This window comes from Dyella kyungheensis (assembly GCF_016905005.1).
Classification (GTDB): Bacteria; Pseudomonadota; Gammaproteobacteria; order Xanthomonadales; family Rhodanobacteraceae; genus Dyella; species Dyella kyungheensis.
The window spans coordinates 329772-349188 of the sequence record NZ_JADIKC010000003.1 but is presented as its reverse complement, the minus strand read 5'-3'; the positions used below and the strand labels follow the sequence as shown (position 1 = coordinate 349188).

General features: G+C 65.3%; 19 protein-coding genes. 9 read left to right on the top strand and 10 right to left on the bottom strand.

Going from position 1 to position 19417, the window contains the following annotated elements:
* Positions 1-182: 182 nt before the first annotated feature.
* The 3 genes from hutG to ISP20_RS06260 are packed head-to-tail and all read right to left on the bottom strand — an operon-like array spanning position 183 to position 3675.
* Positions 183-965, bottom strand: a complete 783-nt coding sequence (hutG, locus tag ISP20_RS06270; protein ID WP_204635209.1) for an N-formylglutamate deformylase — start codon at positions 963-965, stop codon at positions 183-185.
* 44 nt (positions 966-1009) lie between these two features.
* A complete protein-coding gene (gorA, locus tag ISP20_RS06265) occupies positions 1010-2356 on the bottom strand; it encodes a glutathione-disulfide reductase (RefSeq protein WP_204635208.1) in 1347 nt (448 codons plus the stop codon).
* Between the two features lie 59 nt (positions 2357-2415).
* Complete coding sequence (locus ISP20_RS06260; protein WP_204635207.1) at positions 2416-3675, bottom strand: NAD(P)/FAD-dependent oxidoreductase; 1260 nt, start codon at positions 3673-3675, stop codon at positions 2416-2418.
* Positions 3676-3755: 80 nt separating this feature from the next.
* Between ISP20_RS06260 and ISP20_RS06255 the strand changes: the two genes are divergently transcribed.
* From ISP20_RS06255 to ISP20_RS06240, 4 genes are all read left to right on the top strand, one after another.
* On the top strand, positions 3756-5096 hold the full coding sequence (locus tag ISP20_RS06255; RefSeq protein ID WP_204635206.1) for a hypothetical protein: 1341 nt from the start codon (positions 3756-3758) through the stop codon (positions 5094-5096).
* 95 nt (positions 5097-5191) lie between these two features.
* On the top strand, positions 5192-5758 hold the full coding sequence (locus ISP20_RS06250; protein WP_204635205.1) for a C40 family peptidase: 567 nt from the start codon (positions 5192-5194) through the stop codon (positions 5756-5758).
* Between the two features lie 120 nt (positions 5759-5878).
* The gene (locus ISP20_RS06245; protein ID WP_204635204.1) at positions 5879-6337 is read left to right on the top strand and encodes a MarR family winged helix-turn-helix transcriptional regulator; all 459 of its coding nucleotides are present in this window, start codon (positions 5879-5881) and stop codon (positions 6335-6337) included.
* A 3-nt stretch (positions 6338-6340) separates the two neighbouring features.
* Complete coding sequence (locus ISP20_RS06240; RefSeq protein ID WP_204635203.1) at positions 6341-6769, top strand: organic hydroperoxide resistance protein; 429 nt, start codon at positions 6341-6343, stop codon at positions 6767-6769.
* Positions 6770-7064: 295 nt separating this feature from the next.
* Here ISP20_RS06240 and ISP20_RS06235 read toward each other — a convergent pair whose 3' ends face one another.
* On the bottom strand, positions 7065-7550 hold the full coding sequence (locus ISP20_RS06235; RefSeq protein WP_204635202.1) for an FKBP-type peptidyl-prolyl cis-trans isomerase: 486 nt from the start codon (positions 7548-7550) through the stop codon (positions 7065-7067).
* Between the two features lie 48 nt (positions 7551-7598).
* On the bottom strand, positions 7599-8843 hold the full coding sequence (locus ISP20_RS06230) for an MFS transporter (protein ID WP_204635201.1): 1245 nt from the start codon (positions 8841-8843) through the stop codon (positions 7599-7601).
* A 166-nt stretch (positions 8844-9009) separates the two neighbouring features.
* Here ISP20_RS06230 and ISP20_RS06225 point away from each other — a divergent pair, with 166 nt between their 5' ends.
* The 3 genes from ISP20_RS06225 (at position 9010) to ISP20_RS06215 (ending at position 11836) form a co-directional block, all read left to right on the top strand.
* Entirely contained in the window at positions 9010-9672 is a 663-nt protein-coding gene (locus ISP20_RS06225) for a methyltransferase domain-containing protein (protein ID WP_239535393.1), read from the top strand.
* Positions 9673-9844: 172 nt separating this feature from the next.
* Positions 9845-11182, top strand: a complete 1338-nt coding sequence (locus ISP20_RS06220) for a DEAD/DEAH box helicase (protein WP_204635200.1) — start codon at positions 9845-9847, stop codon at positions 11180-11182.
* A 180-nt stretch (positions 11183-11362) separates the two neighbouring features.
* Positions 11363-11836: a hypothetical protein gene (locus ISP20_RS06215; protein ID WP_204635199.1), complete on the top strand. Its 474-nt coding sequence runs from the start codon at positions 11363-11365 to the stop codon at positions 11834-11836.
* 20 nt (positions 11837-11856) lie between these two features.
* Here ISP20_RS06215 and rimJ read toward each other — a convergent pair whose 3' ends face one another.
* From rimJ to ISP20_RS06200, 3 genes are read right to left on the bottom strand one after another with little or no spacing between them, the layout of a single operon-like run.
* Positions 11857-12408 (bottom strand): ribosomal protein S5-alanine N-acetyltransferase, encoded by a 552-nt coding sequence (gene rimJ / locus ISP20_RS06210; protein ID WP_204635198.1) that lies wholly within the window; start codon positions 12406-12408, stop codon positions 11857-11859.
* Positions 12405-13253, bottom strand: coding sequence for an S-formylglutathione hydrolase (fghA, locus tag ISP20_RS06205; RefSeq protein ID WP_239535391.1), 849 nt, complete (start codon positions 13251-13253; stop codon positions 12405-12407). The genes rimJ and fghA overlap by 4 nt, the downstream gene beginning before the upstream one ends.
* Positions 13254-13301: 48 nt before the next feature.
* A complete protein-coding gene (locus tag ISP20_RS06200) occupies positions 13302-14051 on the bottom strand; it encodes an SDR family NAD(P)-dependent oxidoreductase (RefSeq protein WP_204635197.1) in 750 nt (249 codons plus the stop codon).
* A 118-nt stretch (positions 14052-14169) separates the two neighbouring features.
* On the opposite strand from ISP20_RS06200, the gene ISP20_RS06195 reads away from it, so the two are divergent.
* Both ISP20_RS06195 and ISP20_RS06190 read left to right on the top strand, forming a co-directional pair.
* Positions 14170-16065, top strand: a complete 1896-nt coding sequence (locus ISP20_RS06195) for a DEAD/DEAH box helicase (RefSeq protein WP_204635196.1) — start codon at positions 14170-14172, stop codon at positions 16063-16065.
* A 1144-nt stretch (positions 16066-17209) separates the two neighbouring features.
* Positions 17210-18010, top strand: coding sequence for a dioxygenase family protein (locus ISP20_RS06190; protein ID WP_204635195.1), 801 nt, complete (start codon positions 17210-17212; stop codon positions 18008-18010).
* On the opposite strand, the gene ISP20_RS06185 is transcribed toward ISP20_RS06190, so the two are convergent.
* A complete protein-coding gene (locus ISP20_RS06185; protein WP_204635194.1) occupies positions 17997-18353 on the bottom strand; it encodes a plastocyanin/azurin family copper-binding protein in 357 nt (118 codons plus the stop codon). The genes ISP20_RS06190 and ISP20_RS06185 overlap by 14 nt on opposite strands.
* The gene (locus ISP20_RS06180) at positions 18350-19291 is read right to left on the bottom strand and encodes a metallophosphoesterase family protein (protein ID WP_204635193.1); all 942 of its coding nucleotides are present in this window, start codon (positions 19289-19291) and stop codon (positions 18350-18352) included. Before ISP20_RS06180 ends, ISP20_RS06185 begins: the two co-directional genes overlap by 4 nt.
* Positions 19292-19417 lie beyond the last annotated feature (126 nt).

The following is a 19417-nucleotide window of genomic DNA, read 5'->3' as shown; positions in this document are numbered from 1 at the left end:
AGCCTCGACGTGAAATGCCTATATTCGTGCCGCCTGCCTGGCCGTTAGCCGGCAACGCGACCGCTAAAACATCGCACGTTTGCCAGCTGCCCGGAACTGGCATTTTCCTGCAGGAATCCGCGATTTCCGCGCTTCGCGTCTTGACAATGCAAGACCCTAACAACGGTCGCATTTTTTTGCGCTTACGCCACGCATTGCGCCAGCAGTCGCGCGATGATTTCCTGGACCTGCGCGGCGCTCTCCTCCGCATACGCGAAACTGTCTTCGTCCATGTAATTGATCTGCGACAGCTCCAGTTGCACGGCCTGGACGCCCGTAGCGGGCTGGCCGTAATGCCGCGTGATGTAGCCGCCCTTGAAGCGGCCATTGACCACGAAGCTATAGCGCGACTGGGTTTCCAGCACGTCCTTGAGCTTTTGCTGCAGGGCCGCCGAGCAGCTGGCGCCCTCGGCCGTGCCCAGGTTGAAGTCGGGCAGCTGACCCTCGAACAACATCGGCACGCGGCTGCGGATGGAATGCCCGTCCCACAGCACCACGCGACCGTGTTCGGCGCGCAGCCGGTCAAGTTCTTGCGATAAGGCGTCGTGGTACGGACGCCAGTACGCATTTACCCGACGTTGTATTTCTTCCGCCGTCGGTTCAGCTCCGTCGAGGTAAAGCGGCTCGCCATTGAAGCCGATGGTGGAGACGAGGCCGGTTTCGCGCTTGCCCGGATACAGCGCATGGCCGTCGGCGGGACGATTGAGGTCGACCACGTAACGCGAGGCCACGGGGCGAAGCACGCTCGCACCCAGCGCCTTGGCCAGCGGTTCGTAGAGCCGCCCCACATGCCAGTCGGTATCGACCGAACGCTGCGCGTCGGGCCGCATGCGCGCGGCGATGTCATCGGGAATATCGCTGCCGTCGTGCGGCAGGCTGATGAGCAGCGGCGCAGTGCCGCGATAAAGCGTGTAAGTGGCAGTCATGCGTGAAGTTTACCGTGGCGCGGGGAAGGCCGACGTTGGCCCGCTCAGTTGATCAACACGAGCTCTTCGGCCGAACTCGGATGGATCGCAATGGTGTCTTCCAGATCCCGCTTGCGCAGACCCATTTTCAGCGCGACCGCAAAGCCCTGCAGCATTTCGTCCGCGCCCGTGCCGAGCACGTGGATGCCCACCACGCGTTCGTCGTCGCCTTCGGTGACGACCTTCATCAGGGTGGGATGTTTTCGTCCGGCCACGGCCCATTTCATCGGCGTGAATTTCGCGCGGTGGACGTGCACCCGGTCGCCATGGAATTCGCGCGCCTGCGCTTCGGTGAGGCCGACGATCGCCAGCGGCGGTTCGGCGAAGACGACGCTGGGAATATTGTCGTAGTCGAGCCGGCTGTCGGGTTTGCCGCCGAACAGCCGGTCGGCCAGCCGCCTGCCCGCCGCCACCGCGACCGGCGTGAGTTCGGGGCGTTCGGTGACGTCGCCGACCGCGAAGATGCCTTCGACGTTGGTGGCCTGCCAGGCGTCGGTGACGATATGGCCGTCTTCGTCCACATTGACGCCGGCGGCATCGAGATCCAGCCGGTCGCTGTTGGGCTCGCGGCCAATCGCCCACAACACGGCGTCATACGGACCGCAGGGACCATTGACGTCGTCGTCGATCATGAGATTTTCGCCATCGCGGTGCAGGCCCGTCACTTTCACCTGGTTGGTGATGCGGATGCCGGCGTCGCACATGTGCTGCTCCAGCGCATCGACCAGTTCCGCATCGAAGCTGGTGAGCATGCGATGGCGCACGTGCAGCGTCACCTCGCTGCCCAGCGCGTTGAGCAGTCCGGCGAATTCGATCGCGATATAGCCGGCGCCGATCACCGCGATGCGCTTGGGCAAGGTGCGCAACGCGAAGATGTCATCGGACACCATGCCCAGATCGAAGCCGGGTATGTCCAGGCGGCGCGGTCGACCGCCGGTGGCGATCACGATCTGCGGAGCGCGCAATTCTTCGCCGCAGGAAGTGGCTATCGTGTTGGCGGACACGAACCGTCCCGTTTCGGGGTACACCTGGATGCCGCTTTCCTCCAGGCCCATCGCATATCGGTGCCGGATGCCGTCGATGTAATGCTGGCGCAGCTGGCGGAAATGTTCCCAGTCGAGCGCGCCGGGCGCGGACGCAAAACCATAGTCGACCGCGAGCTGTTGCTCCTGCGCCAGTTGGCCGGCGAACCACAGCGCCTTCTTGGGCACGCAACCCACATTGACGCAGGTACCGCCCAGCGCACCCGGTTCGAGCAGGGCCACGCGGGCGCCATGACGTGCGGCGCGGAATGCGGTTGCCAATCCCCCCGAACCGCCGCCCAACACGATCAGATCGAACGTTTCCGCCATGCCGCTCTCCAGGTTGCTGCATTCAACTTAAGCGAGCCTGCGAGCAGGCCGCGTCAAGATCACACACCGAAACGCGTCGGCGCATAGGGAGTGGGATCGATGGACGGCGCATCGCCACGCAGCATCGACGCCACCAGTTCGCCCGTGGCCGCCGACATGCTCACGCCCAGCATGCCGTGCGCCGTGGCCAGCGTGAGATTGGACCAGCGTGAACTCGGGCCGATGATCGGCACCTCGTCCACGCTCATCGGCCGCCAGCCCCACCACTCTTCCCTGAGCTCCGGACCCTCGGGCACATGCAGCCCCTGCGCTGCGCCGCGACGCAGCGCATCGAGACGGGTGCGATTGAGGCCTTCGGCATAACCGGAGAACTCCATCGTGCTGCCCAGCCGGAAACCGCTTTCCCAGGTGGTCACGCATACCGCCGCTTCGCGCAACACCAGCGCATGGCGCGGCGCCAGCGAGGGACGCGAATAGGTGATCGAGTAGCCCTTGCCCGGCTGCATGGGCAAACGCAGGCCCAGCGACTGTGCCACCAGCGGCGACCACGCACCCAATGCCATCACGATGCGCTCGCCGCTGAACACGCCGCGCGTGGTCCGCACATGGTCGATGCGATCGCCCTGCAGGCCGAAACGGTCGATACGGGCGCCCGATTCGATCGCTCCCCCCATAGCCAGCACGCGCTGGGCGAGTTCGGCGGCAAAGCGGTCGGGCCGCAGGCGCGCATCGCCCGGATGGAACAGCCCACCGGCCACGCCAGGTTTCAGGGCGGGCTCGCGCGCTTCCACCTCGTCGCCGCGCAGGCGTTCCACCGCCACGCCAAGACGATCGAGCACCTGCGCGTGATGGCGCTCGTCGGCCTGGAGTGTCCGTGGATCGCGGTAGACGTAAAGCTCGCCTTCTTCGCCGAATTCGCAGTCGAACCGCTCATCGCGCACCAGGCTCGCCAGCAGTCCGCGCGAACGCTGCAGGATCGCCGAACGCGCCTGCGCCGCGCGCTCGAAGTCGCGCCAGTTGCAGCGCCGGGCAAAGCCCAGCAGCCAGCGCAGGCGCGGGCCGTCGAGGCGCGGATTGAGGTACAGCGGCGCGTCCGCCCGCAGCATCGAGCGCAACGCCACCCCGAGCATGCCCGGCATCGCCAGGGGCGCCGCATGGCTTGGGGTGATCGTTCCACAATTGCCGTGCGAACTGCCGCAGCCCGGGGTACCCTGCTCCAAAATGCGCACGGTAGCTCCGGACTTCAGCAGATAGTAGGCACAGGCCAGGCCGATGACGCCGCCGCCGAGAATCAGCACATCACTGCGTGAAGCATCCATCCGGCTATTGTAGCGTTGCCATGACCCGCTCCTAACCTCGAGGGATGAGTGCGATGGGAACGTCAGAGCAGTCCAGCAGGATGTTGGCCCCATGGCGTTTGGCGACGGTGTTCGCCGCCCTGCTGGCGGTTTGCGCGCCAGGCACGCCGGCCCAGCAGGCACCTCGCACACCGCCCGCTCCCGCGCCGGCAAAAACGGTGCCCACCCCGGAGCGCCCGGCCACGGCCTCGTCCGCGACGGCGGTCAATCGCGATCTGTTCGCGGAAACCGCGCATATCAAGAACGACCTCGCGCGCTACATGTACCTTCACGAAGTGATGTTGCAGCTCACCCGGGAAGATCGCCTGATCGACCAGCAGTTGCTGGCGACTGTGGAATGCGAGCTGGGCCTGTACGACGAGGCCATCAACAACTTTCCCTTCGACAACCGCGTGCAGACACCGGTGACCTTGCCTGCGCCGATCGACTGGACACCCGCCGACGCCGCCACCGAGATCGCCAAACTGGCCTCGGGCCGGCGCATCGTGATGATCAACGAAGCGCACCACGACGCCCATACGCGCGAACTGACCCTGAGCCTGTTGCCGAAACTGCGCGCCGAAGGCTTCACCTATTTCGCCGCGGAAGCGCTGGTCAACAACGACACGGAGCTGATGTCGCGCGGCTACCCCATCGTGACCAGCGGCAGCGAGTACCTGCATGAACCGCTGTATGGGCAGATCATCCGCGAAGCGATCCGGCTGGGTTTCAAGGTGGTGGCCTATGAATCGGATGCGGACGCCCTGGCCGATCGCGAGGCGGGCCAGGCGCAGATGCTCTACCGGCAAGTGTTCAAGAACGATCCCAAGGCGCGCTTGTTCGTGCATGCGGGATACGCGCACATCGACAAGGCCGTGGGCAATCTGGGCAAGACCATCAAGCCGATGGCGATGCAATTGAAAGAATTGACCGGCTTCGACCCGCTGTCGATCGATCAGACGCGTTGGCGCGATATCGGGCCGATGCCGAAAACCGATATGTACAACCAGTTGATTGCCGCCTTCCCGGTTGAGCGGCCGTCGGTGCTGATCAGCCGCCAGAACGGCAGCGTGTGGGCGTCCGATCCGGATCGCCACGATATCGACGTGATCCTCCCGCCGTCCGGCCACCAGCGCCGCCCGCACTGGCTGGAACTGGGCGGCGCCCGGCAGACGCGGGTGATTTCCAGTGACCTGTGCCAACGCCAGTTCCCTTGCGTGGTGGAGGCGCGTTTCGCCAATGAGAGCGATGACGCCGTGCCCGCGGACCGTTACGTGCTGCTGGTCGACAACATCATGAATTCGCTGTACCTGTGGCCCGGCGAATACAAATTCACCAGCCGCGACCGGGAAGGGCGCAAGCTCAGCGAGCGTCGCGTCACGGTGGGCAAGCCGGACTCCTGAGCGATGCAGAGCTTACTTCCAGCACTCACTTAGAACTTTCTTCCAACTTATTGATTTGATAACCTCAGGCTCGTCTCAAGCAAAAGGGATACGAGATGCGCCTGACGTTCGCCGAGGCTACCGATCGCCGGCTAGCGATCTGTGCGTGCCGCACGCTGCTGGTGGGTAGCGTGCTTCTGCTGGCGGCCTGCGCCAGCAACAGCCGGCGCCCCGAGCCCACCTACAAGGATTCCCGCTCGTCGCTGGCCAACTTGCCGGCGCGTGCTCCCGCCGGAGCCACCGGCACGGCCAACGACGTGCTGTTCCGGGCCATTGCGCTGGTCGGCACGCCTTACCGCTGGGGTGGCAATACGCCGGATGGCGGCTTCGATTGCAGCGGGCTGGTCGACTACATCTATCGCAACGCGGCCGGCCTGGCCCTGCCCCACAGCTCGCGTGAAATGTCCCAGATGAGCGGCTCGCGCGTGCGCGCCATGACCGACCTGATCAGCGGCGACCTGGTCTTCTTCGGCGGATCGGGCGGCATCAGCCACGTCGGCGTGTACGTGGGCAAAGGTCGGTTCGTGCATGCCCCGAACAGCGGCGGCACGGTGCGGCTGGACGATATCGACGGCCCGTACTGGCGCGATCATTTCGAGTTCGGCAAGCGCCTGCTCGATTAACTGGCGGGGGCATCCCCGGCGCTCCAGAGCCTGCACGGATACCCGTCTTAGGCGCCGCCTATCGCTGCGATCAGAAAATTAAATTGTACACAATTTAATTTTGCAATTAGGATATATCTCATGAAACGGCAACCCACCCCCGACCAGCTCCTGCTCGACCAGCAACTGTGCTTCGCACTGTATGCCGCGTCCCGCTCGGTAACCGGGCTGTACCGGCCGCTGCTGGAACCGCTGGGCCTGACCTATCCGCAATACCTGGTGATGCTGGTGCTGTGGGAACAGGACGGGCTCACCGTGCGGGAACTGGGCCAACGCCTGCAACTCGATTCCGGAACGCTCACCCCGCTGCTCAAGCGCCTGCAGAGCGCTGGCCTGATCACCCGTCAGCGCCGCCAGCAGGACGAACGCGAAGTGGACATCCGCCTTACCGACGCCGGCCTCGCCCTTCGCGACAAGGCCAGCGGCATTCCCGAATGTCTCGCCCAGTGCATGCAGCTGCCGTTCGAGCAGATGCAATCGCTGCGCGATGAACTGAAGCGACTCACCCGACAGATCCAACTCTCCCCAAACGAGGACTGAAGCATGAACATCAGCAAGATTCTCTACACCGCCACCGCTACCGTTCACGGCGGCCGCGAAGGCCACGCCAAGAGCGACGACGGCGTGCTCGACCTGCAGCTGGTCGTGCCCAAGGGCCTCGGTGGCCCGGGCGGCAACGGCAGCAATCCGGAACAGCTGTTTGCCGCGGGTTATGCGGCCTGCTTCGAAGGCGCCGTGCGCTTCGTCGCGCGCCAGCAGAACGTGGCTTTGAAGGATGCTTCGGTGACTGCGCAGGTGGGCATCGGTCCGCGCGAACCGACCGGCTTCGGCATCGCGGTGAAGCTGGAAGTGAACCTGCCGGGCATCGACCGCGCGGTGGCGCAGGAACTGGTCGACACCGCCCATCGTGATATCTGCCCGTATTCGCATGCGACGCGTGGCAATGTGGATGTGGAGATTGTGCTGGTTTGATTTGGCCGTCCCTTCCGCAGACAACAACGGCACCGCGAGGTGCCGTTGTTGTTTTCAGCTCGTCATTCCGGTGCCGGCCACCTTTGCTGGTCATTCCGGCGCACGCCGGAATCCAGGAGACGCGAGGTGCGGTTTTCGCGATGAACAGATTGCTCTGCCGCCACCCGCGAAAACCGGGTGTGGTCGCTACTGGATTCCGGCGTGCGCCGGAATGACGAGCAAAGAAAAAGCCGCTCCGTGGGGAGCGGCTTTTTTCAAAGGCCCGTTCGCTTCCTGAAAAAGGAAGCTCACCGCCTTAGTGCGCTTCCGCACCCGGCGGATGCGCATGCCCGTGCGAAATCTCTTCCTCGGTGCCATCGCGAACTTCATTGATGGTCACGTCGAAATTCAGCGTCTTGCCGGCCATCGGATGATTCAGATCCACGTCGACCGTGGTCATGCCCACCTTCTCCACCACCACCACGCGGTGGCCGCCTTCCTTCAGCGCCAGCACCGTGGTCATGCCAGGCTTCAGCTTGGCAGCCTGCTGGAAGTACTTCTTCGGCACGCGCTGGGTCATGCCTGGCTGGCGCTCGCCGTAGCCCTCGGCGGCGGCCACTTCGACCTGCAGGTTTTCGCCCGCTTCGTGCTCTTCCAGTGCCTTTTCCAGACCCGGGATCAGCTGGCCGTGGCCGAGCAGAACCCACAGCGGTTCGTTGCGGTCGAGGGAGCTCTCGACCTTTTCACCGTCCACCGTCAGCGTGTAGTGGAGCGAGATGACCTTGTCCTTGCCAGCCTTCATTGCGTGTCTCGTGATGGATCAAACCGTGAATTCTAGCAGTCCGGCCGGCTACTCGCCCGTGCCGGGGTGCGCCCTGCCGAAGCGGACGCCACGCGCCTCCGGGCCAACCCAGGCCAACTGGGCCAGCAGGACCGCCACGGCGGCGATCCAGGCCGCCATGGCGAAGGCCAGGCTGCCGCCATGCTGCTTGGCGATCCACAGCTGGGCGTTCGCCGTGACCGCCGCCAGCAGGTTGCCGGTCTGGTAGGCAAAGCCCGGCAGCGTGCCGCGCATGCCTTCGGGCGCCAGTTCGTTGAGATGGGTGGGCACCACGCCCCAGGCGCCCTGCACCATCACCTGGATCAGGAACGCGCCCAGCGCCAGCAATGGCAGCGTGCTGCCGTACATCCACAACGGGATCACCGGGATGGAGAGCAAGGCGGCCAGGATGATGGCCTTGCGCCGGCCGATGCGCTCGGACAACGCGCCGAAGAACAGCCCGCCCACCAGCGCACCGAGATTGAGCATCGCCACCAGCATGAAGGCTGCGCCCGAGCCGGTGGGCAGGTGCAGGCCTTCTTCCTCGAACGTGTGGTACAGGTCTTGCGAGCCGTGACTGAACATGTTGAACGCCATCATCAACAGCATGAGATAGATGGCGAGTTTCCAGTGGCCACGCATGGATTCGAGCAGTCCCTTCTTGTCCTTGGCCGCGCGCTCCTGCTTCCACACTTCCGACTCCGGCACGCTGCGGCGGATGTACAGCACCAGCAAGGCCGGCAAGGCGCCGACCACGAACAGGCCGCGCCAGCCGATGTGATCGACCAGCAGCCAGTTCACCAGCGCGCCCAGGAAGAAGCCGACCGGATAGCCGCTCTGCAACAGGCCGGACACCACGCCGCGGGCCTTGGGCGGAATCGATTCCATCGCCAGCGAAGCGCCGATGCCCCATTCGCCGCCCATCGCCACGCCGAACAGGAAGCGCAACACCAGCAGCATGGTGAGCGAGGTGGAGAACGCCGTGGCCAGCTCGAACACGGAAAACAGGATCACGTCGAGCATCAGGATCGGCCGCCGGCCATAGCGATCGGCCAGCCGTCCAAACAACAGCGCACCCAGCGGACGCGCCGCCAGCGTGAGCAGCAAACCGAACGCCACTTCCTGATTGCCGACGTGGAATTCCTGCGCCACGCCCACGATCACGAAAGTCAGCAGGAAGTAGTCGAACGCGTCCAGCGTCCAGCCCAAGAAACTGGCCAGCACGGTGTGCCGCTGGGTGGTGGTGAGCTCTCGGAAGGGCGCGAACGGCGACATGTACAACTCCATCCAGACCAAAGGGGAACCGCCCGCGCGGCACGCAGGGCGCCAAGCGAACCATCCCCATCGCCGCAGCGCAAGAGCGACCATCGCCGGGAGTGGCGCTCGCCGATGTTTGAATGCATGCTCGCCTTCACATCACGCAGCCATGGAGTGGGCTCACATGTCGACCATGGACGCCGCCATGTACCGCATCGCCAACTCCTACGACCACTGGCTCCAGCGCCGCTACGTAAAGGGCAAGCTGGCGGCGGACCCTGCCTATGCAGCCACCGAGGCGCTGATCAAGAACCGGCCGATGCCGCTGCTGGACATTGGCTGCGGCATCGGGTTGCTCGGCCAGTACCTGCATGCGCGCGGCGTGGTGATGCGCTATCTGGGCGTGGACAGCGATCCGCGCAAGATCGAGGCGGGCAACCGTGCGCTGCGCCAGTCGGGTCTGGACGGCCTGCTGCACCTTCGCCAGACCGATGGCACCGCGCAGCAGCCGATCCGCGGCCATGTGGCCCTGCTCGACGTGCTGCACTACCTGCCTCGCGAGGGCCAGCACGCGCTGCTGGAGAACGCCATCGTCCATCTCGCCCCGGGCGGTTTGCTGGTGATCCGCAACGTGCTGCGCGAGCGCAGCTGGCGTTACGCCCTCACCCGCGTCTCGGAGTTCTTCCTCAGCGTCAGTGGCTGGATGCGCGTGGGTGCCCAGCACTACCCCAGCGCCGAGGAACTGCGCGGCCAGCTCGAAGCGGCCGGTCTCGCGGTGAACATCCGGCCCCTGCATGGAAAGATGCCGTTCGACAGCTACCTGCTGGTGGCGGAACGCCCGGCCTAGGCCTGGGGAAACGGCGCCAGGCCGGGCTTTCCAAGGCCAAATTGGCAAACCCGGCAGGTAATTCTTATTTGCGCTATACTTCGCTGTCACGACCCTTCCGTCGTGCCTATTCCCCCACTTGATACTTGCAACGCGGTTCGATTCGAACGCTCCGGGTTGCTCTGGAGCTTCCATGAATTTCGAATCGCTGGGCCTAGCGCCCGCGTTGTTGCGCGCGCTTGCCGACCAAGGCTACGCCGTCCCTACCCCCATCCAGGCTGCGGCCATTCCGGTTGTACTGGAAGGCGGCGACCTGCTCGCTGCTGCCCAGACCGGCACCGGCAAGACGGCCGCCTTCGCGCTGCCGCTGTTGCAGCACCTGTCCAATGCCGGCGCCACCCAGACCCGTCGCCCCCGTGCCCTCGTGCTCACGCCGACGCGTGAACTGGCGGCCCAGGTGCACGACAACCTGCGCGACTACGGCAAGTACCTGCGCGTCAGCAGCACCACCATCTTCGGCGGCGTCAGCATGGGCCCGCAGATGCAGGCGCTGCGTCGCGGCGTGGACGTGGTCATCGCCACGCCGGGCCGCCTGATCGATCACATGCAGCAGCGCTCGCTGGACCTGTCCGGCGTGGAAGTGCTGATCCTCGACGAAGCCGACCGCATGCTCGACATGGGCTTCCTGCCCGCGTTGAAGCGCATCCTGTCCGCCGTGCCCAAGCAGCGCCAGACGCTGCTGTTCTCGGCCACCTTTGCCGGCCCGATCAAGGCGCTGGCGATGCAGTTCATGCATCAGCCGCGCGAAGTGTCGGTGACCCCGGCCAACAGCGTGGCCACCACCGTCACCCATCACGTGCATCCGGTGGATGCGGGCAAGAAGCGCGACCTGCTGCTGCACGTGCTGTCGCAGGACAGCCGCCGCCAGACCCTGGTGTTCAGCCGCACCAAGCACGGCGCCGACAAGCTGGTGACGTTCCTGGGCGCCGCCGGCATGCGTGCCGCCGCCATCCATGGCAACAAGAGCCAGAATGCCCGCACGCGTGCACTGAGCGACTTCAAGACCGGCCGTGTCACCGTGCTGGTGGCCACCGATATCGCGGCTCGCGGCATCGACATCGACCAGCTCCCCATCGTGATCAACTTCGACCTGCCGATGGTCGCGGAAGACTACGTGCACCGCATTGGCCGCACCGGCCGCGCCGGTGCCGAAGGCATGGCCGTGTCGCTGGTGAGCCATGACGAGTCGGGCCTGCTGCGCGACATCCGCAAGCTGCTCAAGCAGGACATCGCCTTCAGCGACGTGCCGGGCTTCGAACCGTCGCATCCGTTGCGTACCGATGCCGCTGCGCCGCGTCCGGTGCAGGGCCAGCGCCAGGCGCGTCCGGCCCGTCCCCAGGGCGGCCGTCCGCAGGGCTCACATCGTCCGCATGGTCATGCCTCGGGCCATGGCTTCGGCGGCGGCGAGCGTCCGGCCGAAGGCAACCGCAAGCGTCAGCGTCGCGGCGGCCGTCCTGCCGCCAAGGCGTAAGCACGACCGCATCGTGAGGCCTCGCGCTCAGGCGTCGAGGCTTCACGAGAGTTGCAAGCGGCCCGTCGGGCTGCGCACGTGACCCGCACTATTTCCTGAACCGTGACGCGTGACGTTGGCCATCGTGTCGGCGAACTATGCGAAGGTGTACGCACGCCCTCACGGCAAAGGAGCACCGAGATGCCCGGCGAACGTTCCAAGCCCATCATGATCGGCCTTGCACTGCTCGCCATCGTGGCGGTGGTCGCGACCATAGCGATTCCCACCTGGCGCAATCATCGCGTCGCGCAGCACCTAGACGAAGCGCTGCAGTCCGGTGAAGCGGCGAAACTGGTGGTGATGGAAGCCGCTACCGTGCGAGGCGGACTGAGCCAGCTCAAGCCCGGCGACCTCAGCTTCAACGCCGCATCGTCGCTCAATGCGTATACGTCGAAGATCGATGTCTCCGAAACCGGGCGCATCACCATCGCGACGCAAAACACCGGCGCGGAACCCGACCCGGTCTTTCTGCTCACCCCTCTCGACAACTCGGCGACCGGCGGCAACGCCCCGCTGGTGTGGAGTTGCGACATCATTGCCGGCGCCACCGAATGGATGCCGCCACGCTGCGTACGCCCCGCGTTGCCCGCGCCGGCTACGTCGACCAAAGGCTGAGCGACGTCGCGTTGCTCAGGTCACGGCTCGCGAACGCGCGCCGTGAGCACATGGTCCTCCCACACGCCGGCGATCTGCAGATAGCGCTTGGCGTAGCCTTCGCGCTCGAAACCAAGACGTTTCAGCAGGCGCCCACTGCGTTCGTTGCGCGGCATGTAGTTGGCCATCACCCGATGCATGTCCAACTGGTGGAACGCCCACGGCAGCGCTGTTTCCAGCACTTCCTGCATCAGCCCCTGGCCCTGCCGCCGCAACGCGACGCTGTAGCCCAGGTGACAGGCCTGGAAGGCGCCGCGCACGACATTGGCAAAGGTGACGCAGGCGAGCACTTCCTGGCCTGACAGATCCATCGCGAAGAAAGGATAGGCTCGATCGAGCCGCACCGCTTCGCGCGATTCGGCCAGCGTCTGCACGCAGTGATCGAGCGTGTAGTACGCGTCATCACGCAACGGCTCCCACGGCGCCAGGTGTTCGCGGTTCTGCTCGCGATAGCGCAGCAGTTTCCACGCATCGGCCACTTCCACCAGCCGCAACACGGTACGTTGCGTGGTGATCGGATGCAGCACGTTCACGAGCGGCCCAGCGCCGAGGCGTGATGACGCAGATGATCGTCGATGAAGCTGGTGATGAAGTAGTAGCTGTGGTCGTAACCGGCGTGTCGTCGCAACAGCAGCGCCTGGCCGCCTTCCGCGCAGGCCTGGTCGAACAGCTCAGGCTTGAGCTGCGTCGCGAGGAAACCATCCGCTTCGCCCTGGTCGATCAGGATGGTGCCGTCGAAACGCTGCTTGCGCACGAGTTCGCAGGCGTCGTATTGCGCCCATGTCGCAGCGTCGTCGCCCAGGTAGCGCGGGAAAGCCTTCTGTCCCCACGGCACCTGGCTGGGCGCGACGATCGGGGCGAAGGCGGAGACGGAACGGTACTTGTCGCGATGGCGCAAGGCGATGGTGAGCGCGCCATGGCCGCCCATCGAATGACCGGTGATGCCGCTGCGCGCGATGTCCGCCGGAAAGTGCTGCGCGATGAGTGCGGGCAACTCATCCACCACGTAGCTGTGCATGCGAAAGCGCGACGACCACGGCGACTGCGTGGCGTCGACATAGAAGCCCGCGCCCTCGCCAAATTCCCAATCGCCCGTGGCGCCCTCCAGCCCGGTCTGGCGCGGACTGGTATCGGGCATCACCAGGATCAAGCCCAGCTCCGCCGCAACGCGCTGCGCGCCGGCCTTGATGGTGGCGGTCTCTTCGGTGCAGGTGAGGCCCGCAAGAAAGTACAGCACCGGGCACGCTTCCTGCGCCGCTTGCGGCGGCTGGAACAGCGCAAAGCGCATCGGACCGCCGCAGCGATCCGAATGATGGCGGTAGAACCCCTGCACGCCGCCGTGGCAGCGCTGCTCGGAGATCGTTTCGATCCCTGTCATGGTGAATCCTTCGGATGGGCGGAACCCGCCCATCATAATGCGCCTGGCTCAACGCTCCTGGTCGGTCGGGCGCATCAGCAATTCGTTGATGTTGACGTGCGCCGGACGCGACACGCAGAACACGATGGCCTCGGCCACGTCCACCGATTGCAGCTGGCGCATGCTGTCGGCCCAGGCGTTGAGGTTGTCCTTGGTGGTGGCGTGGCCGATGTGATCGCGCAGTTCGGTTTCCACCACGCCGGGCTCGATCACCGTGACGCGGATGTTGTGCTGGTAAACCTCGCGCCGCAGCGCCTCGGAAAACGCCACCACGCCGAACTTGGTGGCCGAATACGCCGCCGCATTCGGATTGGCCACGCGCCCCGCCGTCGACGAGATGTTCACGATGTGGCCGTCGCGACGCAGCCGCATGCCGGGCAACGCGGCCTGCGTCGAGGCGATGAGGCCGAGCACGTTGAGTTCCAGCATCCGGCGCCAGCGGCCGAGATCGGCCTCTTCCACCGGCTCCAGATACATCACGCCGGCATTGTTCACGAGAATGTCCAGGCGGCCGTAATGCGCCTCCGTCTCGGCCACGATGCGCTTGGCTTCGTGCTCGTCGGCCAGATCGGCCACCAGCACGATGGGGTCGGCGCCCAGCGCCTGCAGCTTCGCCGCCAATGCTTCGAGCCGGTCGCGCCGACGCGCGGCAATGGCGACCTTGGCGCCCGCCTCGGCCAGGCCCAATGCGGTGGCCTCGCCAATCCCCGAAGACGCGCCGGTGACCAGCGCGACACGACCATCAAGACGTCCAGACATGAATAATCCTCACGATTTAGCCTTCAGGCGACACAAAAATCCCGGCCGGGCCGGGTCAGCCTGCTACAATAGCGGCATTCTCCCGCATGCCCTCGTGCATGCCATGTCGAGGTTCCCCATGTCCTCCCCGTCTTCCGATTCCCAGCCGGCAGCCGTCGGCTTTGCTGCGCTTGGCCTTCATCCGGAGCTGCTGCGCGCGCTCACCGACGTCGGCTACGAATCGCCCTCGCCGATCCAGGCCGCCACCATTCCGCCGCTGCTGGAAGGCCGCGACGTGCTCGGCCAGGCGCAGACCGGCACCGGCAAAACCGCCGCGTTCGCGTTGCCGATTCTTTCGCGCATCGATTTGAAGCCCGGCAAGCCGCAGGCGCTGGTGCTGGCGCCGACGCGCGAACTGGCCATCCAGGTGGCCGAAGCATTCCAGCGTTACGCCACGCACATGCCGGGCCTGCAGGTGCTGCCGATCTACGGCGGCCAGAGCTACGGGCCGCAGCTGCACTCGCTCAAGCGCGGCGTGCAGATCGTGGTGGGTACGCCCGGCCGCGTGATCGACCATCTCGATCGCGGCACGCTCGATCTGTCCGAATTGAAGTTCCTCGTGCTCGATGAAGCCGACGAAATGCTGCGCATGGGCTTCATCGACGACGTGGAAAAAGTGCTGCAGGCGACGCCGCCGCAGCGCCAGGTCGCGTTGTTCTCCGCCACCATGCCGGCGCCGATCCGCAAGATCGCCCAGCAGCATCTGAAAGACCCGCGCGAGGTGACGATCAAGTCGTCCACCACCACCGCGGCGAACATTCGCCAGCGCTACTGGTTCGTCAGCGGCATGCACAAGCTCGATGCGATGACCCGCATCCTCGAGGCCGAACCGTTCGACGCGATGATCATCTTCGCGCGCACCAAGTCGGCCACCGAAGAACTGGCCGAGAAGCTGCAGGCGCGCGGCCTCGCCGCTGCCGCCATCAACGGCGACATCGCGCAGGCCCAGCGCGAGCGGGTGATCCAGCAGCTGAAGGAAGGCAAGCTCGACATCCTGGTGGCGACCGACGTGGCCGCGCGCGGCCTGGACGTGGAACGCATCAGCCACGTGATGAACTACGACATCCCGTACGACACCGAAAGCTACGTGCACCGCATCGGCCGCACCGGCCGTGCCGGCCGCAGCGGCGAAGCGATCCTGTTCGTGACGCCACGCGAGAAGGGCATGCTGCGCGCGATCGAGCGTGCCACGCGCCAGCCGATCGAAGAGATGAAGTTGCCGACCGTGGAAGCGGTCAACGACGTGCGCATCGCCAAGTTCAAGCAGCGCATCAGCGACACCATCGCGGTGGGCGAACTGCAGCTGTTCCAGCAGCTGATCGAGCAGTACGAGCAGGAACACAACATTCCCGCGATCGAGATCGCTGCCGCACTGGCGCGCATCGCCCAGGGCAACCAGCCGCTGCTGCTCACGCCGCCGCCCAAGCGCGAATTCACCCCGCGCGAACCGCAGGGTCGCGAGCATGGCCGTGACCGTGGCGATCGCGAGCACCGCGAACATCGCGGCGAACGCGAGCACCGTCCGCATGATCGCGACGGCGGTCAGCGCGATTTCACGCCGCGCCCGGTGCGCGCGCACAACACGGAAGAAGGCAAGCGCACCTATCGCGTGGAAGTGGGCCATGAGCACGGCGTCAAGCCGGGCAACATCATCGGCGCCATTGCCAACGAAGCGGGCCTGGAAAGCGGCCACATCGGCCGCCTGAGCATCCGCGGCGAATACAGCCTGATCGACCTGCCCGATGGCATGCCGGCCGAAGTGTTCCAGCACCTGCAGAAGGTGTGGGTGAGCCAGCAGCAGCTGCGCATCAAGCCGTGGGACGGCGACGACAGCGGCGCCGGCGATGCCGCTCCGCGTCGCGCGGGTGGTGGATTCCGTCCGGGTGGCGGCTTCAACAAGAAGCCGGGCGGCGGGAAGCCGCGGCCGCAGGGGCATGGTGCGGGTGGGAATAAGGGGCCGCGTCGCGCGAAGTAAGCGCGACGGGTTTATTGCTCGTCATCCCGGCGCACCCCGAAAAGGGGGCGAGGGCCGGAGGCGCTTTTCAACAGCCGAAGGCTGGTCATCCAGTTTCGTCAGTCTTCGGTTGTCGCGTGATCGCGACCTGGCTCGCCTGCCGCGGGCTTCCGTCCTCCTGCCGGAGGCCGGGTTACTTTCTCTTGCTTGCCCAAGAGAAAGTAACCAAAGAGAAGGGCCCCCCGGATGACGCGCCTTCCGGGCTGCGCCCTCCAGGTGCGCGGGTGGGCTCCGGGGTTTTTCGACAGGGCATCCTGCCCTGGCGAAAAACTGGCCCGCATCCATGCGGGCCACCCTGCGGGCTTTCCTCCACCCACCCGCCGCGTCATACGGGGTCCCCTGAGAGCCAGGAGCCAAGCCGAGAGCCAAGAGCCAAGATCTGCAGATTTACTGTGGGAGCGCACCCTGTGCGCGACAAACCTACGGAGCGATACATCCCAGCGTGACTGTCGCGCACAGAGTGCGCTCCCACAGAAAAGGACACAGATTCCCGCGAGCACCCGCCCCTCACCCGGCCCTCTCCCCGGCGGGCAGAGGGAGAAGTGATGTGCATCGCGAAGAGAAGCCAAGGGTGATGCGAAGCGAGCCTCCGCTTTAAGTCCTCAGCGATTCGGGCGCGTTGCGCAGCGCTTGGAAGTACCCCTGGGGTACCCTCCCATGGAGATCCGGTGGGACGCCCCTCGCGCGTTCGCGCTTGGATTCAACACGATGCTGCCAGCTTTAGGGGCCATTTCTTTGGGTTACTTTTCTTTACTCCGGGCATCCTGCCCTCCGCCCTTCGGGCCGGCTTCGCCGTTCGCATGCGCTCCTGCGCATGCGTGGGCCAGCAAAGAAAAGTAACTCGAGCGGCGGCAGCCGATCGAAACGCCCGCTGCGTCCCACGGGACTAGCTTCGCGTCGTAAGCGGCCCGGTCGCGGGAACGCGGCAATCGCAGCGCACCGCTACCGGTGACCAGTCATTCGGCTGTTGAAAAGCGCCTCCGGCTCGCGCCGGAATGACCATCCCCAGCCATCGTTCCATCCCAGCGACGCATCGTTCACCCGGCACCCGCTGCAATCGCCCGCGAAATCCCTACCCTAAGGTGGTCCCCAGAGGTACGCCACCATGAGTCCCCTTCCCAGCCTATACATCTCCCACGGTTCGCCCATGACCGCGATCCAGCCTCGCCTCGTGGGCGAACGGCTGTCCGAGCTCGCGCGTGAACTGCCGCGCCCCAGGGCCATCGTGATTGCTACCGCCCATTGGCTCGCGCGCCAGCCGCACGTGGGCGGCGCAACGCGTCCCGAGACCATCCACGATTTCTACGGTTTTCCGCAGGCGCTGTTCGATATCCAGTATCCGGCGAAGGGCGAGCCTGCACTGGCCGCGCGGGTGACCGAACTGTTGGACAAGGCTGGACTGCCCACTGCGCTCGATCCGACCCAGGGCCTGGACCACGGTGCCTGGGTGCCGCTGCGGCTGCTCTATCCCGAGGCCGACATCCCTGTCGTTCCCTTGTCCATCCAGCCGCAACTGGGGCCGGCTCATCAGTACGCCGTGGGCCGTGCGTTGGCGCCGCTGCGTGACGACGGCGTGCTGGTGATCGGCTCGGGCAGCATCACCCACAATCTGCACGATTTCCGCGCGGGTTACAGCGAGGAACGCGAAGCGCCGTACGTGCGTCCGTTCATCGAGTGGATCGAGCAGAAACTCTCCGAAGGCGATGTCGCCGCCCTGCTCGACTATCGTCGACAGGCACCGTTTGCCGAGCGTGCGCATCCCACCGACGAACACCTGCTCCCGCTGTTCGTGGCGCTGGGTGCGGCCGGTGAAAGCGCGCACGCCCAGCGCATCGATGCCGGCATCGAATACGGCTTGCTCGCGATGGATATCTACCGCTTCGACAACGCGCTCACTTCACGATGACGGTGCCCACCATCATCGGATGCATCGCGCAGTAGTACGTGTAGGTGCCGGCGTGATCGAATGTCACCGCGTAGCTGTCGCTGGTATCGAGCGCGCGTGATGGCGAAAACTGATTGCCTGCACTGACCACGACGTGCGGTTCCTCGTCGCGATTGGTCCATACCACGCGGGTGCCGGCAGACACGGTCAAGGTCTTCGGGGCGAAGGTGAAGTCCCGGATATCCACTGCGATCGGTTTGGCCGGCGTCGTCATCGCGGCATTCGCCGCCATCACTGGCGAAAGCGCTGCAGTGGACAGCACCAGCGCGGAGATCACCACCAGCATCCAGCTCATCACGTTCATGCCATCACCTCTTCGGTCACGGCGAGTGCGTGGCTGCCCTGCACGTGGCGTATGTCGCGGATGCCCAGATAACGATGCAGGTCGTTCGGCGCCACGTCCTTCAGCGGTCCCGGCGCCGACGCCGCACCGGGTGCAGGTTGCGGATAGGCGGTGGAGCGCGCGGTGTAGAAGGTGATGTTGCCCTCCACTTTCTGCTGGATCTGATGGATGTGCCCGTTGAGCACGCTCACCGAACCGAAGCGGCGCAGATAACTCACCGCTTCGTTGCTGTCGTCCGTGCCCCAGCCCCAATCGGGATACAGCGGCCACAGCGGCATGTGCGCGAACACCACCAGCGGCGTGTCCGCTGAAAGTCCGGCGAGATCCTTCTTCAGCCACGCCAGTTGATCGGCGCCGAGCGAACCCAGGCCACCGGCTTTCAGATTCAGCACATTGACGAGTCCAACGAAATGCACGCCATGGTGGTCGAAGCTGTACCAGCCGCCACTCTGTTGGCGTTCGCCGAAACGGCGGAAGAATTCGGCGCCGTTGTCGCCGATCACGTCGTGTTCGCCGGGCACGTAGAACACCTTGGCCATGCGCGCGTCCTGCATGATGCCGGACAGCGCGTCGAATTCCTCCGGTCGCGACAGATGCGTAAGGTCGCCCGTATGCAGGACGAAATCGGGCTCCTTCTTCTGCGCGTTGATCATCGCCAGCGACTGGCGCAGCGTGCCGGCCACGTCCATGTTCGGCGCCTTGTGGAAGCCGATGTGTGAATCGCTGATCTGCACGAAGCTGAAGGTGGCGTCGGTGACAGCGGTGGCCCCCTTGGTCGTCAACGGCTGGGCTTTCAGCACGCCGCCGTGCATCAGCCACAACGTGCCGGTGCCCGCCCAGGCCATGCATTTGAGGAAATGGCGGCGGCCTTCGGTATCGCGGTCTTCGATGTCTTGCATGGTCGAATCTCCGGTAATGGCGGCAGGCACCTTGCCCACGGCCCTTACCCCAATACCCGGCCATGACCGGGTCTATTCCCGGCACGCGCGCCAAAAATCCCGATGGAATAAAGTCGCTGCAACCCG

Excerpts from the sequence above, each read along its gene's own strand:
- hutG (WP_204635209.1), bottom strand. The coding sequence starts at position 965 with ATGACTGCCACTTACACGCTTTATCGCGGCACTGCGCCGCTGCTCATC.
- gorA (WP_204635208.1), bottom strand. The coding sequence starts at position 2,356 with ATGGCGGAAACGTTCGATCTGATCGTGTTGGGCGGCGGTTCGGGGGGA.
- ISP20_RS06260 (WP_204635207.1), bottom strand. The coding sequence starts at position 3,675 with ATGGATGCTTCACGCAGTGATGTGCTGATTCTCGGCGGCGGCGTCATC.
- ISP20_RS06255 (WP_204635206.1), top strand. The coding sequence starts at position 3,756 with ATGTTGGCCCCATGGCGTTTGGCGACGGTGTTCGCCGCCCTGCTGGCG.
- ISP20_RS06250 (WP_204635205.1), top strand. The coding sequence starts at position 5,192 with ATGCGCCTGACGTTCGCCGAGGCTACCGATCGCCGGCTAGCGATCTGT.
- ISP20_RS06245 (WP_204635204.1), top strand. The coding sequence starts at position 5,879 with ATGAAACGGCAACCCACCCCCGACCAGCTCCTGCTCGACCAGCAACTG.
- ISP20_RS06240 (WP_204635203.1), top strand. The coding sequence starts at position 6,341 with ATGAACATCAGCAAGATTCTCTACACCGCCACCGCTACCGTTCACGGC.
- ISP20_RS06235 (WP_204635202.1), bottom strand. The coding sequence starts at position 7,550 with ATGAAGGCTGGCAAGGACAAGGTCATCTCGCTCCACTACACGCTGACG.
- ISP20_RS06230 (WP_204635201.1), bottom strand. The coding sequence starts at position 8,843 with ATGTCGCCGTTCGCGCCCTTCCGAGAGCTCACCACCACCCAGCGGCAC.
- ISP20_RS06225 (WP_239535393.1), top strand. The coding sequence starts at position 9,010 with ATGTCGACCATGGACGCCGCCATGTACCGCATCGCCAACTCCTACGAC.
- ISP20_RS06220 (WP_204635200.1), top strand. The coding sequence starts at position 9,845 with ATGAATTTCGAATCGCTGGGCCTAGCGCCCGCGTTGTTGCGCGCGCTT.
- ISP20_RS06215 (WP_204635199.1), top strand. The coding sequence starts at position 11,363 with ATGCCCGGCGAACGTTCCAAGCCCATCATGATCGGCCTTGCACTGCTC.
- fghA (WP_239535391.1), bottom strand. The coding sequence starts at position 13,253 with ATGACAGGGATCGAAACGATCTCCGAGCAGCGCTGCCACGGCGGCGTG.
- ISP20_RS06200 (WP_204635197.1), bottom strand. The coding sequence starts at position 14,051 with ATGTCTGGACGTCTTGATGGTCGTGTCGCGCTGGTCACCGGCGCGTCT.
- ISP20_RS06195 (WP_204635196.1), top strand. The coding sequence starts at position 14,170 with ATGTCCTCCCCGTCTTCCGATTCCCAGCCGGCAGCCGTCGGCTTTGCT.
- ISP20_RS06190 (WP_204635195.1), top strand. The coding sequence starts at position 17,210 with ATGAGTCCCCTTCCCAGCCTATACATCTCCCACGGTTCGCCCATGACC.
- ISP20_RS06185 (WP_204635194.1), bottom strand. The coding sequence starts at position 18,353 with ATGAACGTGATGAGCTGGATGCTGGTGGTGATCTCCGCGCTGGTGCTG.
- ISP20_RS06180 (WP_204635193.1), bottom strand. The coding sequence starts at position 19,291 with ATGCAAGACATCGAAGACCGCGATACCGAAGGCCGCCGCCATTTCCTC.